The 15,107-nt window shown below is 60.1% G+C and carries 14 protein-coding genes and 1 pseudogene; 5 read left to right on the plus strand and 10 right to left on the minus strand.

Features of this window, described 5'->3' with window-relative positions:
- Both ACWGTO_RS29660 and ACWGTO_RS29665 read left to right on the plus strand, forming a co-directional pair.
- A pseudogene (locus tag ACWGTO_RS29660) lies at positions 1 to 205 on the plus strand (HlyD family type I secretion periplasmic adaptor subunit); the annotation flags it as partial.
- Positions 206 to 355: 150 nt separating this feature from the next.
- Entirely contained in the window at positions 356 to 559 is a 204-nt protein-coding gene (locus ACWGTO_RS29665) for a MucR family transcriptional regulator (RefSeq protein WP_454578336.1), read from the plus strand.
- A 118-nt stretch (positions 560 to 677) separates the two neighbouring features.
- Here the strand turns inward: ACWGTO_RS29665 and ACWGTO_RS29670 are convergent, their stop codons facing one another.
- Complete coding sequence (locus tag ACWGTO_RS29670; RefSeq protein WP_454578337.1) at positions 678 to 2,339, minus strand: recombinase family protein; 1,662 nt, start codon at positions 2,337 to 2,339, stop codon at positions 678 to 680.
- A 662-nt stretch (positions 2,340 to 3,001) separates the two neighbouring features.
- Positions 3,002 to 3,316, minus strand: a complete 315-nt coding sequence (locus tag ACWGTO_RS29675) for a helix-turn-helix domain-containing protein (protein WP_454578338.1) — start codon at positions 3,314 to 3,316, stop codon at positions 3,002 to 3,004.
- Between the two features lie 91 nt (positions 3,317 to 3,407).
- Here ACWGTO_RS29675 and ACWGTO_RS29680 point away from each other — a divergent pair, with 91 nt between their 5' ends.
- The gene (locus tag ACWGTO_RS29680; RefSeq protein WP_454578339.1) at positions 3,408 to 4,100 is read left to right on the plus strand and encodes a hypothetical protein; all 693 of its coding nucleotides are present in this window, start codon (positions 3,408 to 3,410) and stop codon (positions 4,098 to 4,100) included.
- A gap of 248 nt (positions 4,101 to 4,348) precedes the next feature.
- On the opposite strand, the gene ACWGTO_RS29685 is transcribed toward ACWGTO_RS29680, so the two are convergent.
- Positions 4,349 to 4,561: a helix-turn-helix transcriptional regulator gene (locus ACWGTO_RS29685; protein WP_454578340.1), complete on the minus strand. Its 213-nt coding sequence runs from the start codon at positions 4,559 to 4,561 to the stop codon at positions 4,349 to 4,351.
- A 129-nt stretch (positions 4,562 to 4,690) separates the two neighbouring features.
- Positions 4,691 to 7,732, minus strand: a complete 3,042-nt coding sequence (gene traA, locus ACWGTO_RS29690; protein WP_454578341.1) for a Ti-type conjugative transfer relaxase TraA — start codon at positions 7,730 to 7,732, stop codon at positions 4,691 to 4,693.
- 172 nt (positions 7,733 to 7,904) lie between these two features.
- Between traA and ACWGTO_RS29695 the strand changes: the two genes are divergently transcribed.
- Together ACWGTO_RS29695 and ACWGTO_RS29700 are read left to right on the plus strand one after the other, a co-directional pair.
- Positions 7,905 to 8,231, plus strand: a complete 327-nt coding sequence (locus tag ACWGTO_RS29695; protein ID WP_454578342.1) for a conjugal transfer protein TraD — start codon at positions 7,905 to 7,907, stop codon at positions 8,229 to 8,231.
- 1 nt (position 8,232) lies between these two features.
- Positions 8,233 to 8,466 (plus strand): conjugal transfer protein TraD, encoded by a 234-nt coding sequence (locus ACWGTO_RS29700; protein ID WP_454578343.1) that lies wholly within the window; start codon positions 8,233 to 8,235, stop codon positions 8,464 to 8,466.
- Positions 8,467 to 8,772: 306 nt separating this feature from the next.
- Here ACWGTO_RS29700 and derI read toward each other — a convergent pair whose 3' ends face one another.
- The 6 genes from derI to tkt all read right to left on the minus strand — a co-directional run bounded on the left by derI (position 8,773) and on the right by tkt (position 14,947).
- Positions 8,773 to 9,234 carry a D-erythrulose-4-phosphate isomerase gene (gene derI, locus ACWGTO_RS29705; protein ID WP_454578344.1) on the minus strand — a complete coding sequence of 154 codons (462 nt, stop codon included), beginning with the start codon at positions 9,232 to 9,234 and terminating at the stop codon, positions 8,773 to 8,775.
- A gap of 12 nt (positions 9,235 to 9,246) precedes the next feature.
- Entirely contained in the window at positions 9,247 to 10,017 is a 771-nt protein-coding gene (locus ACWGTO_RS29710; RefSeq protein WP_454578345.1) for a triose-phosphate isomerase, read from the minus strand.
- Entirely contained in the window at positions 10,014 to 10,790 is a 777-nt protein-coding gene (locus ACWGTO_RS29715; protein WP_454578346.1) for a DeoR/GlpR family DNA-binding transcription regulator, read from the minus strand. The genes ACWGTO_RS29710 and ACWGTO_RS29715 overlap by 4 nt, the downstream gene beginning before the upstream one ends.
- A gap of 93 nt (positions 10,791 to 10,883) precedes the next feature.
- The gene (fba, locus tag ACWGTO_RS29720; protein ID WP_454578347.1) at positions 10,884 to 11,936 is read right to left on the minus strand and encodes a class II fructose-bisphosphate aldolase; all 1,053 of its coding nucleotides are present in this window, start codon (positions 11,934 to 11,936) and stop codon (positions 10,884 to 10,886) included.
- Positions 11,937 to 11,945: 9 nt separating this feature from the next.
- Complete coding sequence (locus tag ACWGTO_RS29725; protein ID WP_454578348.1) at positions 11,946 to 12,953, minus strand: class 1 fructose-bisphosphatase; 1,008 nt, start codon at positions 12,951 to 12,953, stop codon at positions 11,946 to 11,948.
- Positions 12,950 to 14,947: a transketolase gene (gene tkt, locus ACWGTO_RS29730; RefSeq protein WP_454578349.1), complete on the minus strand. Its 1,998-nt coding sequence runs from the start codon at positions 14,945 to 14,947 to the stop codon at positions 12,950 to 12,952. Before tkt ends, ACWGTO_RS29725 begins: the two co-directional genes overlap by 4 nt.
- Positions 14,948 to 15,107 lie beyond the last annotated feature (160 nt).

A 15,107-nucleotide genomic window follows, 5' to 3' on the forward strand; every position in this document is an offset into this window, starting at 1 on the left:
TCGCATCACCGACAGCAAGACCGGGTTTCCCTACTACCTCGCCGACGTGGCTGTCGATCCGGTGGAATTGGCCGCAGCCCCACAGATTGCGCTTTACCCAGGCATGCCGGCGTCAGTCATGATCGTTACCGAGGAACGCACCGCGCTCGACTACATTTTAGGCCCGCTGGTTGTGTCGTTCCACTCCGCGTTTCGCCAGAAATGACGGGCTTTGCGCCAACCATATTCGCGATTCCAATTTTGCGGGCCACGTTTCCAGAGACTTGAGAGCATCGAGAAAGCAGGGTGGAGCGGTACCGCTTCATTGACTTCCCTTTTTGATCAATGCCTCGCGTTCAAGTGCCGCAGGTGCCTGATGAACCAGCGTCTTGCTCATCTCGCGGTACATTACGGACTCACTCCAGACGAATACCGCGAGAAATGGGGATTGAAGCCGGATTACTCGATGGCTGCGCCAAATTACGCGGCTCAAAGATCGACGCTCGCGGAGGCGGCAGGGCTCGGGCGAAAATCGCAACCGACGCCAGTCAAAAAGGCTCCTACCAAAACGCAAGTCTAGGACTTAGTGACGGCAGGCTTTCGGAGCATTCAACCGCGGTGGCTTCGCCAGGGATCGAGGCCACCTTCGTGGACCCACGCACCTTTCATTCCGGGCGATCTTCGACGACGTTTACGCTTTAGCCTGAGCGTCGCCGATAGCAGAAGAGTGCTTCCTCGATAGTGGGTGTCACGATGTAGCGGTCTCCCGCTACCACCATTCCCCCCACTCCTTTGACGCCGTGGGGGAAGGCACCCTCGCCCAAGAGTGCCATTAACCGCCCAGCGATTTCGACTTCGACGCCGCCGATCCTCGATGGATCTCGAAACACCGTGACGGTTTCGACCAGGTCACGCATTGCCTCTGCACATTCGGAATCGCCAGAAGCAATGCCCTTAGCAAGCCCGGTCTGGAGTTGGTTTAGTTGTTCCTCGTAGCGGGCGAGCACCGCAGGGTGCAGCGCGATCACTCCGGTCGCAGCGGGTACCCGATCCAACTCTGCCAAAATGCACTTGCGCTCTTCATTCAGTGTTGTTGATTGCGGTCCCAGTACAGCTGGGTCGCCGTGGCCTTTGGCAATGGCGTTGACCAGCCGCTCGATCTCCCGAGTTAGCTCTTCTAGCCGTCGCTCCAAACGGGTGCGCTTAGCATCGGTATCGGCTGCCAAGCGCTTCCGTTCTTCGTGGTAGGTCTGGACATACTGGGCAATCACTTCGGGGTGGCGCAACTCGGCGGTAAGCCCGTTCAGAACTGCAGCTTCGACCGTATCCAAATAGAAGGTCTTCGGATCAGCGCATGTTCCGCTTTCTGTCGCGGCCGAACAGCGGATGCGAATGCGCTTGGACTTGTCCATGCCTTTTGACGACATTCCCGCACCACAGGCACCGCACCTCAGGAGCCCAGTCAACATATGCCGTGGTCGGCGTTGGTGGCTTGGATGGGTGGTTGCACGCGCCTTCTTGCGTGCTTGTGCTGCGTCGAAGAGGTCGGACGGAACAATAGCGAGGTCCGGTACTGCGACTACTCGCCATTCATCCTCGGGATTTGGACGCGAGACACGTTTCCCCGTATCAGGATCCTTGATCATTCTGACCCTGTTCCAGATCAGGCGGCCAGCATAAAGCTCATTGTGAAGCAGCCCCGTCCCTCTCTGCACATTTCCATTGATAGTAGATGCATTCCACGCTCGGCCACGAGGCGGTGGTATGCGGTCTCTATTTAGATTGTGGGCGATATCACGCGGGGTCTGCCCATCAACATACTCCCTGAAGATACGACGCACGATATCCGCTTCCTTCCCGGCGATCAGTCGCTTCCCAGGGTCGCCTAGCACGTAGGAGTAGCCGTAGGTCAAGCCACCGGCATGGAGCCCCTTGCTCACTCGGCCGGCCTGACCCCGACGGACTTTGTGAGCGATGTCCTCTCGATAGAGTTGCCCAACAAGACCGCGAAGTCCGACCAAGACTGTGTTCACCACACCCTCGTGGACGGCACGAATTTCGATGCCAAGAAACGAAAGGCGTTTGTGAATGCCGGCAAGGTCTTCCATATCGCGCGAGAGCCGATCAAGGGCCTCCACAACGAGAACATCAAATTGGTGCCCACGAGCTTTGTCCATGAGGTGAAGCAAACCGTCACGGCCCATGACGGAGCCGCCGGACCGCGCTCGGTCGTCAAACGTTGCGACAACGTTCAATCCCTCACGTTCTGCGTACGCTCGGCATAAAGCGAGTTGATCGTCTATCGATCGCTCATTCTGGAGGTCGGTTGAGAAGCGTGCGTAGATCGCGGTTCGATTCATGATGAGCTTTCTCGGCCTGTTCACGCTCGTGATCTTCGCGGGCCGCTTGCCGCGCAAGTGCGTTTGCAAGGCGCAGAATCGCTCTATCAGGCGCTCGGAACAAGGCCTTTTTTTTAGATCTCACAACCATTGCGGGTAGCGCTTGCTACGGCTCGGCTCTGCTCCTGCGGAAAATAGCAGTCCGCAGAATGTGCGGCCTCCTTCAATCCTTCCGAGATCATGATTTTGGTCCATGTCTCCCAGATGTGCACATGCAGGAGATGAGAGAAGCCATCAAATCGATCGGTCGTAGAAATGGATAGCAAGGCGTGCTTTTCGGAAATCCGAGAACCTGATCGGTTGCTATCCGTTTAAGCCTTGTTGGCAAGAACCGAGGGCTAAATCGCGGACACGCTCAACAGCGCACCAGCAGCTTGGAACGATGCGAAATGCAGGTTGGAGCACGAGCGTCTCCTCTGTGCCATCGATTGCATGCCCATATCCCTTGGATAGTCCAAAGGATTCATTTGGATCGGAAACCGCTGCAAAAATTCATGTCATTTTCTTCGAGTAACACTCTTCGAGGTTGGAATACCGCCGCGCGCAAAATTGGATCAATTGCTGGTGGAATCCAACATCCAGGTAACCTAGCAAGAAAATTACGACTGTAATGCCAACCGACCCTATGTGGCTTCGGAGCGTCGTGACAAACGCACGCCCACACCGCCGCCGTTTTCAGGAATGAACTCGATGCCGGCATTCTCAAGCGTTTTTTGGAGGAGGTATCGCGTTCCTGTTTGAGGGACAGAACGGTCGTTTTCGAAATTGCGAATGGTAACAGCACTCGCGCCGGAGCGGGCGGCGAGATCCTCTTGCGTCCATTTCAACAGCGCTCGTGCGGCGCGACATTGGGAAGAATCCATGCCGCAAACTGGTGATAACTCTCGAAAATCGCAAGCCTTTTCGGAAAACGTTGACAGTTGCTTTCTAAAAACCAATAATCCTTTCGTTTTTAGAAAGCGGCCGCACCGAGTGCGCGAACACTCAATGCGGCCTGACCACAACCCTAGCTTTTATGGAGCTCGGATCATGGATGATTCCGACAATAGCATGAGTTTGTTTTTCATCACCCGGCGGCGCTTGCTGGCGGGCACGGCCACGGGCGCTGCGGCATGGCCCTTCCAGGCAAAGTCGCTGGCCGCCGAACTGGCGGACGGCAGCAGCGCGGCAGATCCTGCTCTTCGTCTGTGTGGCAACTGGCAAAAGATCCACAACGAGACACTGGCGCTGTGCCGCGAACAACAAAGGTTGGAGACATACCTCGCTAGGACGGTCGGCTTCCCCTGCGCCAAGGTACGGCTTGCCGATGGTACGGAATTAGCGCTCCATTCCATGGAAGGCCTGAACGATGCGTACTCTCCCGAAATTGAAGTCGAATGGAACGGGGCGGTTGCCGACTTCGCGGCACACCAGGCGCGTTGGGATGCCGCCGATGCTGAGATCGGCTATTCGAGAGCAGACGAACTGATACGGCAATCCGAAATAGTCGAACGCGAACTTCTGGATAATCTACCGCAGACAGCCGCTACCTCCATCGAGGGCATTTTAGCTAAGCTGCTCGTTATCCTGGATGACGGTGAGCATTGGGAACGTCCCGCCGATTTCCCCTGGCCGCATATCCGCTCGGTGCTGGATGACCTGGCCACCACTATAGATACCGATCCGGCGACGATCGCCAGATCGATCGAGCAACCGTTAGTTGACCGCCCTTATAGGCGGTGAGGAACCAGTCTGCTTCGAAGGAAGCCGGATCGGAAAGCAGATAAGCGGCCAGTTGTGTGCGTTTCGCTCCAAAGTTGCCCTGCATGAGCCACCCATCTTGAAGGGCGCGAGGCCGACTTTGCCGTGTTCGCTCGCGTCGGCGGGGCTCCTAATGGACATGTTCGACATGGGCTCAAGCAATAATCCCGCCGCCGTGACCGCTGCGTCTCAATGAAGGCCAGCTTTCCGCGCAGGGTGCATCACCCTCATCACAACTTGTCGCCCTGGTCTTGCGGACGCCACGAGACGGGATTGGTGATCCAGCGACTGATGTCGGATTCGTGCCAGCCTGCACCGTGCATACTGATCTGGATCTGGCGTGGGAAGGTGCCTTCGGCGATCTTGCGATAGATCGTGGACCGAGACAGACCGGTCCGGAAAAGGACGGTTTTCAGGCGGATGATACGGTCTGGTTCAGGCATAGTCGCATTGCCTCTTGCTGGCTGGTTCTGATTGCTCCTGATCCAGAGAGGAGAGACACTTACTGGCGCGCAAGCGGGTTTTCCGGGTCGTCTTGCCCCGGCGTGGAAACGGCGGCGAATCGGACGTGTTCAGATTCCAATGCCACGGCCTCTGCCGATGCCGTGGCTGAATGCGAGTTCCGTAGCGAGGCTACGGCCGGAATCGGTATGAATGCCAAGATCGCGTTTGTGGTTGGCAAGGAGGGATTCCAGTTGAGGATCGCGTTCGAGGCTCTTGGCCATGTCGGACATGGCCGAGCGGGTTGACTTGTAACCGGACATGTCGCCGGCCTGGTATTGCCCCTGGCTAGTCCGGGCGAGTTTTTGCCAACGTTCCACGAAACGGTTTGCGCGGCGGCTCGGATCGTTGTCCAGTCCGGTGCGGATTTCGGTTTCAAGCTGGAGAGCCAGGACAATGCGGCTGACCCGGCCGACCGCCGCTTCACGAACCAGCTCAGGGTTCTTGACGTATGCCGCTTCGGCATCGCGCCAGCCATGCGGCCGAACCTTCTCGAAAGCGCTCCGGGCATCTCGCAATTCGCGCATCTGCTCGGGACTACTCTGCCAGTCCGCGTTTCCGGCGTGCATGATGGCATCGATCGCGCGCGCGTGGCGCACAAGCGCCTTCGTGCGAGCGCTACGCAACGCCGCTTCCGGGTCCATCGGCATATCCGTGCCCCGCGACACTCCGGGGGTTTTTCCTTCGGGATCAGCGCCGCCATCTGCGCTTAGCGCTCCAACATTTTCCCTTCCCGGACTGCGCCCACTGTCCTGGCCGGGCTCGGCGTCTGCGGGCGAGCGGAGCCCGTCGAGCAGCTCGCCGATCCTGTCGCGAAGTTTCTCCGGAACAATCCGGCGCGCGATCTCGACCACACGCTCGCGGAAGGTGATGCCACGCCGCTCGGCGTAGCTCTGTGCCGGGTCGATCTGCTCGTAATCCGACGCCATGTCCTTGGCGCGGTCGCGTGACAGCGTGCGAACAAGCCGATCCCGTGTGGCAAAGTCACTGCCGCCATAGTGCAGGTCCATCCCGTCTCGATGCCGCGACAGGGCAACGTAGCTGCCGTGCGCATCCATGCCTGGCGTTGCCAGGACATGGGTGCGGTCGACTGTCATGCCCTGCGCCTTGTGGATGGTCGCTGCATAGCCGTGGTCGATGTGGGCATAGTCTTTGAGATCGAAGCGGACCGAACGACCGTCATCGGCGCGCACCGCCATACTCTGTGCGTTGACGTGCTCCACGATGCCAAGCGTCCCGTTCTTGACTCCGATCCCGCGCTCGTTGCGCAGGAAGATGACACGGTCGCCGCTGGCGAAGTTCCTTGCGCCGCGCTCGACACTCACTTGCAGTTCGTCGCCGAGTTCACCCGCAATGCGCATGCGCTCACGCGCGGCCAGATTCAGCGCGCGCACCTCGTCGTTTGTGTGGGTGAGAATGATCCGGCTTGCGTCAGGTTGCGCCTGCCGGTCACGATCCCAGCGCTCGACCAGATCGCTACGCGCATCTTCGCGGGTCACAGCCTGGTACACCATGCCTTGCGCGTCATAGGCACGGATCGCAGCGCCGATCCTGCCGTTTGCCAGATCGCGCGTGGCGTCGCGCTGCCAGTCCTTGCGCTGCCGGCGTACGTTCTCGATTTCGACGCCACCGTAGCGCTCGTGAATCGAGCGGAACGCAGCGCCGGCCTCGATCGCCTGCAACTGCTGCGGATCGCCGACGAGGACGACCTTTGCGCCAACGTTGGCGGCATGGGAAAGCACGCGCTCCAACTGGCGCGTGCCGACCATGCCGGCCTCGTCGATCACCAAGACATCGCGCGTGGTAAGTAGATCACGGCCCTGTCCCCAGCCGTGTTCCAGGCCGGCAATCGTGCGCGAGGCAATTCCCGATCCGCTTTCGAGATTTTCGGCCGCAATGCCGGAGAGTGCTGCGCCTTTAACCTCATAGCCCGCCGACGCCCATGCCTGGCGCGCAACACCCAGCATGGCGCTCTTGCCCGTGCCAGCAAAACCGACAACGACGCCAAGACCGCGCCCATCGGTGATGTGATCCAGTGCATCGGCCTGCTCGCCCGAAAGCACAAGCCCGCGTTGCGCTGCGCGCGCCAGAGCGGCTTCGCGGTGTGCCTCATTCACTGCATGGCGCTGCTGTCCGGCTATCAACTCTGCCGCGCGATGCAGGCGCTGTTCGGTCTTGATCACCTGCCGGGTTGTGAGGCGATCTTCCCCGCGTCCGTCCTTTCCGAGCTCGACCAGATCGGGCGCGTTGCCGATGGCCACCATGACTTCGTTGAATTGCTCAATTCCGTCGCTATGCCGATGCGAGAACTTCGCGATGTCTTTTCGCGTAAAGGTCGATTGCTGATGCGTGATGGCATCTAGCGCCACTGACGGATCCGCAATGATCCGCGCGCCATTGTTGCGCGCGATCTCGCGATGCAGTTCGGCGCGGTCGGCTTCAATTCTTTCAGTATCGAGTCCGCTGCCCTCAATGCGTTGAGCCGGCGCGCCTATCTGGGTTTGCGGCTCCAAGGCAATGCCCTGCGCTTCCAGGCTGCGATGATCGATGCGGGCGTCGATGTCGAATTCGGCAAGGCGCTCATTGGCAAGCTCCGCCCATCGCTCCCGCCAGCGCTCGACCAGCTCGGTGCGGTTCCAGTCACGCACCTTTGGACCAAAACCGTTCTCGTCCACTGACCGCATTGTGAGCATGACATGGGCATGAGGTTTCGGACTGCCATCCTCCGCCCTGTCCCAATGCACATTGAGATCAGCGACCATGCCTTGGTCGACGAACTCCGTTTGGACGAAGTCGCGCGCCAACTCGATGCCTTGCGCCTGGCTCAGCTCGCGCGGCAGGGCAAACTCCACCTCACGGGCGAGCTGCGCGTCCTTGCGCATCTCGCACGCCTCTACGTCATTCCAGAGCCGTTCGCGGTCGCTCCAGGCCTCCGGCGCATTCTCCGGCAGCAAGACCTCGGAACGGACGACGCCGCGTTTGGCCGAGAAGTCATGGCTGCGCTCGATGCGCTCGTCATGCAGCCGCGAGGCAGAGCGGTAGGCAGCCGACGCCACGGCACTGCTCCCAGCTTTGCGGCTAATGACCTTGACGTGAAGATGATAGATCGCCATCGCGACCAGATCATTTGCACGTCAAAGCGCACGTCGGCACGACGTATAAGCGCGCCCTCCCTCGAAAAAATCTCGGGATGGACCAGCCCGTCCCGAGCTGTCTCGGCAACCCTGAAGCCTTTGCGCAGGCGCTCCCCTATCATCGCCGCATCGACAATCGATGGAGACAGCCATGCGCAAACCACGCGACTTCGACGCCGAACTGAAGGCGCTGGAAGATAGGACGCGAGAACTCAAAACGCGAAAGGTGCAGCAGCTTGGAGAACTGGTGATCGCAACCGGCGCCGATCAACTCAGCACGGAGGAACTGGCAGGCGCGCTGGTCGCGATCGCCGAGACGAAAGACGCCGCAGACCGTGAGGCATGGGCCAAGCGTGGGGTGATGTTTTTCGAGAGCGGGTCCAAGAGAACTGCTCCGACATCTGAAGGCAACCTTCGTAGCGCTAAAACGCAATCGGACAGCCCGCAACCGCCGGCAAGCGGCACGAGCTCGCAATGATATGCGCACGTGGCAGGTCGAGCGCCGCAAGCGCACGCGACGTCTGATCGAGCTCGGCGGTCTCGTCGTCAAGGCAGGCATCGTTGATCTGACAGCCGATGATCGCGCCACCATCTACGGCGCGCTCCTTTGGATTGCCGCCAAGCTGCAAAGCCAGGAAGGCGAGCATGCACGGGAGCTGTGGGTCGCAAAGGGAAAGCATGCGTTCGAGGGTGAAAGGCGCGAGGGGCAATAGAGCCAATGTTTCGCCAGTTGCACCACCCCCGCTACGTGCGGAGCGCGGCCCCCGAACAGCGTGACTTCAACCGCGCGGTACGCGAGCGGTCGACGCTACGTGATGACCCATGCCTTGATTAGGGCCGAAAATTGACGGGTCGGCTTCGAGTGTCCGCCGCACAAATAAGGGACATTGTGTATGGAACATTTTTGCCGTTCTTTAGTGCGGCAAGCTACTCATCGCGCTGCACCGACCGCGAATTGCGGCCGGGTTGCTGACGAGTAATCAGTCTGGTTGTCGACATTTGAACGAAACGCACATTCTCTATCGAGACGGCAAGTTATACTTGGCGTCAACCTCGTCGATCGCCTTGACGTTGCCGGCGGAACGGCCTTTCTCGTCGAAGCTCTGCGCCAGGAAGGCGTCGACGATCGACTTCGCCAGCTCCGGGCCGATGACGCGCGATCCCATAGTGATGATCTGCGCGTTGTTCGAAAGCGCGGCGCGCTCGGCTGAATAGGTGTCATGTGTCAGAGCGGCGCGAATGCCTGGCACCTTGTTGGCGGCGATGCAGACGCCGATGCCTGTGCCGCAAACGAGGATGGCACGATCGTACTCGCCCTTGAGCACTGAGGAGCCGACGCGGTCCGACAAAGTAGCATAAAAGGCTTCCGGACCGGCGTCGGTGCGCGAAACCTCCTTGACGTCATGACGGTCCTTGAGATGGTCGGCGATAATCTTGGCGAGCCCCTCCCCCGCACTGTCTCCTGCCACAGCGATTTTCATATCTTTCTCCTTTCAAATCTGGGCGGCGCAGCGCGCCAGGATGTCGAGATAGCCTTCAACGCTCCAGGCCGAGCGACCAATAAAGAGCCCGTCGATATCCGGGCAAGTGATCAGTTCTTCGCAATTCGCGGGATTGACGGAACCGCCGTAGAGGCAGGGTATGCGGCGTCCGAGGATCTCCAGGGCGAACCCGGCTATCTCGGCGTGCCGCGCGTTGGCATAGTCCGCGGTCGCTGGGATGCCGCGCTCCCCAATCGCCCAGACCGGCTCGTAGGCGAGCAGTATTTCAGCCTCTCGCTGGCTGCCGGTCAACTTGCCGAGCGCGCCGTGCACCTGGTTCGCCAGGACATCGGTCGCCCGGCCGTTTTCGCGGTCCTCCAGCGTCTCGCCGATGCAGATCAGCGGCACAAGACCATGGCGGACCGCCGCCTCGGTCTTGAGGCCAACGGTCTCATCGGTTTCTCCGAAATGCTCGCGACGCTCGGAATGGCCGAGCTCGACGAGATCGAGATCGCAATCCTTGAGCATGACCGGCGAGACTTCCCCCGTCCAGGCGCCGTCATCGGCCCAATGCATGTTTTGCGCGCCGACCTTGACTGAAGTCCCCTTGAGCATCGTCTTGACTTCACGGACGGCAGTGAAAGGCGGAATGACGAAACCCTGGATACGGTCATGGCGGCCGCCGTCGGCGGCACGCAGGCCCCCGGCAAAAACACGGGCTTCCGCAAGCGTCTTGTTCATCTTCCAGCTGGTGCCGACCCACAACTGCCGGTTTGCGGTCATGCCGTCCCCTCTTCGGTGGCAATTTTGACAGTGGTTCGTCCACCTTCGAGTTGCACAGCGGTCTCGTGTGGCAACGGCTTATCGGAGATGATCGTGCCGAAATCGTTGAGGTCGGCCAGCACGTGCAGTGCTGTGTGGCCGAAGCGCCGGCTATTGACCAAAAGGCAGCTATGTCTACTCGAGGAGATCATGGCGCGCTTGCTGCGCACGACGGTATCGTCCATGTGGTAGGCAAGGCGGCCCGACGCGGCAGGTGCTGAGACAAAGGCTATGTCGGCCCGCAGGCGCGAAAGCGCCTCCTCAGCGACAATCCCAAAATAGGCGTTGAACTTGGCGGAATAGACCCCGCCCACGGCGATCAGCGTGGCGCCGCTCTCGCCCTTGTTCCGGTCGATGATCGCTGCATTGTTGGTGATGATCGTAAGTGGTCTTTTCCTTGCCAGCACGTCGCCGAGCATCGCCGCCATCGATCCGTCGTTTATCATGACGGTCATGCCTGGCTCGACAAGCTCGGCCGCTACCGCCGCAATCGACCGCTTCACATCGGCCTCCTGCAGCTCGCGGAAGCGGAAGTCGCTCTCGAACTGGGTGCCTGGATCGATGGTCGCGCCACCGCGCACCTTGCGCAGCACGCCGGTTCGCTCGAGATCGTCGAGGTCGCGATGGATGGTCATCTTCGAGACCGCGAAGCGAGATGCGAGATCATCGAGATCAACGGCGCGGCTCTCGATCAGAAGATCGATGATTTCCTGCCTGCGCTCTTCGCGTTTCAAGGGCCCCTCCACCGTTCGCCGCCGGCTAGCCGGCCTCCCGCGCGTGGCGTCTGTTGCTTCGACCGACTCGCGGCAATGTCCAACATGTCGACCTCAATGGATAGCCCCCCTGCGATAGCGTTCGGCCATTTCGGAAAGCGTCAACGGCGCGATGCCGTGTGCATGGCCAGCTGAGCCGAACGCCTCGAAGCGTTCGCGGCAAAGTTTTGAAAGGGCCGCCATGGCGGGCTTCATGTATTTGCGCAGATCGAATTCCGACGGATCCTCGCTCAGAACGCGGCGGACCTGGCCGGTCATCGCCATACGGCAATCGGTGTCGATATTGATTTTGCGGACCCCGTGCCGGATGCCACGCTGAATTTCTTCGACCGGCACTCCCCAGGTCGGTTTGACCTCACCGCCGAACCTGTTGATGATCTCTTGCAACTCCTCAGGGACCGACGAGGAGCCGTGCATGACAAGGTGGGTGTTCGGCAGCTTCGCATGAATGGCCTCGATCACATGCATCGCAAGCACGTCGCTGTCGGGCTTGCGGGTGAACTTGTAGGCGCCATGGCTGGTGCCCATTGCGATCGCCAGCGCATCCACTTTGGTCTTTGCCACAAAGTCGGCCGCTTCCGCAGGATCGGTAAGGAGCTGATCGTGCGACAGCGGGCCTTCGGCACCGTGGCCGTCTTCGGCTTCGCCGACGCCGCTTTCCAGCGAGCCCAGAACGCCAAGTTCGCCCTCCACCGATACGCCACCCCAGTGGGCAAAATCCACCACGCTCCTCGTCACATCGACATTGTAATCCCAACTTGCCGGCGTCTTGCCGTCCGATCGCAGCGACCCGTCGATCATGACGGAGGTGAAGCCGGCCTGGATCGCCGTCATGCAACTGGTTGGCTCATTGCCGTGATCGAGATGCACGCAAACCGGGATGGTCGGGTAGATCTCCGTCACGGCGTCCATCATATGCTTCAGCATTATGTCATTGACGTAGGCGCGCGCACCACGGCTGGCCTGCATGATAACGGGAGAGTCCGCCCTGCTGGCTGCCTCCATGATCGCCAGCGCCTGCTCCATGTTGTTGATGTTAAACGCCGGCACGCCATAGCCATGTTCGGCGGCATGGTCCAACAGTTGGCGTAAGGTTATTCTAGCCATTGCTTCCTCCTATGCGTTGCGGACCAGATCGGAGATCACTTCAACCTCATTTGCTGAGCCGAAGACCAAAGGCGTCCGGCAATGATGCGACAGTGGCGTCTTGTCGAGGATGTCCACCCTTCCATCGGTAGCCAGACCGCCGGCCGCCCTCATCAGGTATGCGATTGGGTTGGCTTCATAGACATGCCGTAAGCGGCCCTGCTCGTAGCCAGGGCGGGCATCTGCAACGTAAAGAAAGACCCCACCTCGCAAGAGGATGCGATGGAGTTCTCCGACGGCAGCGCCCAGCCAGCGCATGTTGAAGTCGCGACCGCGGGGCCCGGTGCTTCCCCTCAGGCAATCGTCGACGTAGGAACGGGTCGACGGCAGGAGATGGCGATGCAGCGAGGCATTGTATGCCAGATCCGCCGTGTTGGGCTTGATCCGAACATTTTCTCGGGTGACGTAAAAACTTCCATCGCTGGAGTTCAACGTCGACAGGACGACCCCATCACCGACTGGAAAGCCGAGATCGACAGTGTTTCCGTAGGACACGTAACCGGCCGCAAGCAATTCGCGTCCCGGTTTGAGGAAAGGGTCCTCTCCCTCGTTGAACGCCGCGATGGAAAAGAGCGTTCCGAGAGAGGCCCCCAGTCCGACATTGCCCGATCCGTCGAGCGGATCAATGGCAATGGCGAGCCCCGATTCCGCGAAAATGGCCGGTGCTTCAGCCTCTTCCGATAGGACCTGAGCCGCACCGGCCTCCCGCAGCAACCCGAGGAACAAATGATGTGAAGCGACGTCGATCGCCTTCTGTTTGTCACTGTCCGAATTTACACCGACAATCTCAGCCGGATCGCCAGGAATTTCGCCCAAGGCGATCCTGGCTGACAAGGCGCGCGCTGCGGTGACAATGGCGTCGATCTGCTTCGCTATGGCGAGGCGGAGCATGTCTGAACCTGCCCAGTCTTCCAGATAGTCGTCCAGGGCTCGCATGGCGCGAGCTGGCTGATCATTGGCAAGCCTGAGGACTTTCATCGCGTTGTTCCCAGCTTTTCCAGAGCAAGCGCGACGATGGCATGCCGGGTGATCCCGAAGCGTTCGTATAGAACTTCGGCGGGGGCGGAGGCGCCGAACCCGTTCATGCCGATGACGTCGGCCTCACTGTCCACGTAGCGCGTCCAGCCGAACTTCGACAACGCCTCGACCGCGATGCGTGGCGCGTTACCGAGAACGGCCTCCCGATACGATTTCGGTTGCTTCTCAAAAAGATCCCAAGCCGGCATCGAGACAACCGCCGTCTGAACGCCCCGGTGGCTCAATTCCGCGGCCGCGGCCACGGCGAGTGAGACCTCAGTTCCAGTGGCGAGAATTGTCAGGTCGCGCGACACATCGGTCTCCTTTATGACATAGCCGCCCTTTGCCGCCCGATTGACGCCGTCGCGCTCCGATCTGAGTTGGGGAACATTTTGACGCGAAAGCGCCAAAACCGATGGAGTGTTGCGGTCGCGCAACGCGATGTCCCAGCACTCGAGCGTCTCGATGGCATCGCAGGGTCGGAACACATGCAAGTTCGGTATGGCCCGTAGGCTTGCCACGTGCTCGACCGGCTGATGGGTTGGACCGTCTTCGCCAAGCCCGATCGAGTCATGCGTCAATACGTATATCGAGCGCACCCCCATCAGTGCCGACAGGCGGATTGCATTGCGACAATAATCCGAAAAGACCAAGAACGTGCCGCCGTAAGGAATAAGTCCTCCGTGCACCGCAATGCCGTTCATCGCCGCGGCCATGGCGAATTCGCGCACGCCATAGCTGATATACCGCCCCGAGCCGGTTGGCGTGAAGTCGCTGTCGACGGCGGCAACGCGGGTAAGATTAGAATGGGTAAGGTCAGCGGAGCCGCCGATCATCTCGGGCAACGCGGCGGCTAGGCTCTCAAGGGCGATCTGGCTTGCCTTTCGGGTCGCGACTGCCTGAGGATGGTCAAGGAGCTTTGCCTTGGCCGCCTCAACCATTGCTCCATAGTTGTCTGGCATCGTGCCGGCGACGCGGCGTAAGAATTCGTCCTTCCGGCCGGCGTCCACGGCATCGAGCCGCGCCCTCCAATTGGCATGTGCACCAGCGCCCCGCGTGCCGATTGCGCGCCAGCTCTCAAGTATTGCTGGTGAGACATCAAACGGCGCGACTGGCCAGCCGTAGGCAGCCTTTGCCGCCGCAGCCTCGACTGCCCCCAGAGGCGCGCCATGAGCCGAGCTCTTGCCGGCCTTGTTCGGGGAGCCATAGCCGATCACCGTCTTCATCGCGATCAAGGACGGCCTGTCGGATTCAGCCCTAGCGCGTGAGATTGCCGCGTCGATGGCGGTGGGATCATGGCCGTCGATGCTTTCAACGTGCCAGCCATAGGCCACGAAACGGGCCGGGACGTCCTCGGTGAAAGAAACGGCGGTCGAGCCGTCTATGGTGATCTGGTTGTCGTCGTAGAGAACAATCAGCTTGCCCAGCTTCAGGTGGCCAGCCAGTGAGGCCGCTTCCTGGCCGACGCCCTCCATCAGGCAGCCGTCGCCGCAAAAGACGTAGGTGCAGTGATCCACGAGCTCCTGGCCGAATTCATCCGAGAGACGCCTTTCGGAGATGGCCATACCCACGGCCCCGGCAATACCCTGCCCGAGCGGACCGGTCGTGATCTCGACGCCAGCAGTATGGCCATACTCGGGATGCCCGGGAGTCTTGGAGCCCCATTGGCGAAAATTGCGGATTTCCTCGATCGAGACGTCCTGCACGCCACTCAGATAGAGGGCGCTGTAAAGCAGCATGGACCCATGCCCGTTCGATAGAATGAAACGATCACGGTCCGGCCAGGCGGGATCGCTAGCGTCAAACTTCAAATGCCTGGCAAAGAGCACGGCCGCAGCGTCTGCCATGCCCATCGGCATCCCCGGATGACCAGAATTGGCCGCCTCAACAGCATCGATCGAAAGAACCCGGATCGCGTTAGCCATGTCGGAAATCGATGCATTCGCCGGGATCATCCGCCCCTCCTTTATCGACGCTAGATGGCAGCTTGATATAACATATATTATCACAAAACAATCAGAAATTTTGTGATATAACTCCACTTATCACACGCAGATGTCAACGACGCACAAAACGACATCATCGTCCTTGACTACGGAATGCCGTCGCCCGAGC

This window comes from Mesorhizobium sp. PL10 (assembly GCF_053714315.1).

Bases quoted from the DNA above. Each gene is read 5' to 3' on its own strand.
- tkt (WP_454578349.1), bottom strand. From the start codon at position 14,947: ATGATCCCGGCGAATGCATCGATTTCCGACATGGCTAACGCGATCCGG.
- ACWGTO_RS29680 (WP_454578339.1), top strand. From the start codon at position 3,408: ATGGATGATTCCGACAATAGCATGAGTTTGTTTTTCATCACCCGGCGG.
- ACWGTO_RS29665 (WP_454578336.1), top strand. From the start codon at position 356: ATGAACCAGCGTCTTGCTCATCTCGCGGTACATTACGGACTCACTCCA.
- ACWGTO_RS29670 (WP_454578337.1), bottom strand. From the start codon at position 2,339: ATGAATCGAACCGCGATCTACGCACGCTTCTCAACCGACCTCCAGAAT.
- ACWGTO_RS29710 (WP_454578345.1), bottom strand. From the start codon at position 10,017: ATGACCGCAAACCGGCAGTTGTGGGTCGGCACCAGCTGGAAGATGAAC.
- traA (WP_454578341.1), bottom strand. From the start codon at position 7,732: ATGGCGATCTATCATCTTCACGTCAAGGTCATTAGCCGCAAAGCTGGG.
- derI (WP_454578344.1), bottom strand. From the start codon at position 9,234: ATGAAAATCGCTGTGGCAGGAGACAGTGCGGGGGAGGGGCTCGCCAAG.
- ACWGTO_RS29700 (WP_454578343.1), top strand. From the start codon at position 8,233: ATGCGCACGTGGCAGGTCGAGCGCCGCAAGCGCACGCGACGTCTGATC.
- ACWGTO_RS29685 (WP_454578340.1), bottom strand. From the start codon at position 4,561: ATGCCTGAACCAGACCGTATCATCCGCCTGAAAACCGTCCTTTTCCGG.
- ACWGTO_RS29695 (WP_454578342.1), top strand. From the start codon at position 7,905: ATGCGCAAACCACGCGACTTCGACGCCGAACTGAAGGCGCTGGAAGAT.
- ACWGTO_RS29725 (WP_454578348.1), bottom strand. From the start codon at position 12,953: ATGAAAGTCCTCAGGCTTGCCAATGATCAGCCAGCTCGCGCCATGCGA.
- fba (WP_454578347.1), bottom strand. From the start codon at position 11,936: ATGGCTAGAATAACCTTACGCCAACTGTTGGACCATGCCGCCGAACAT.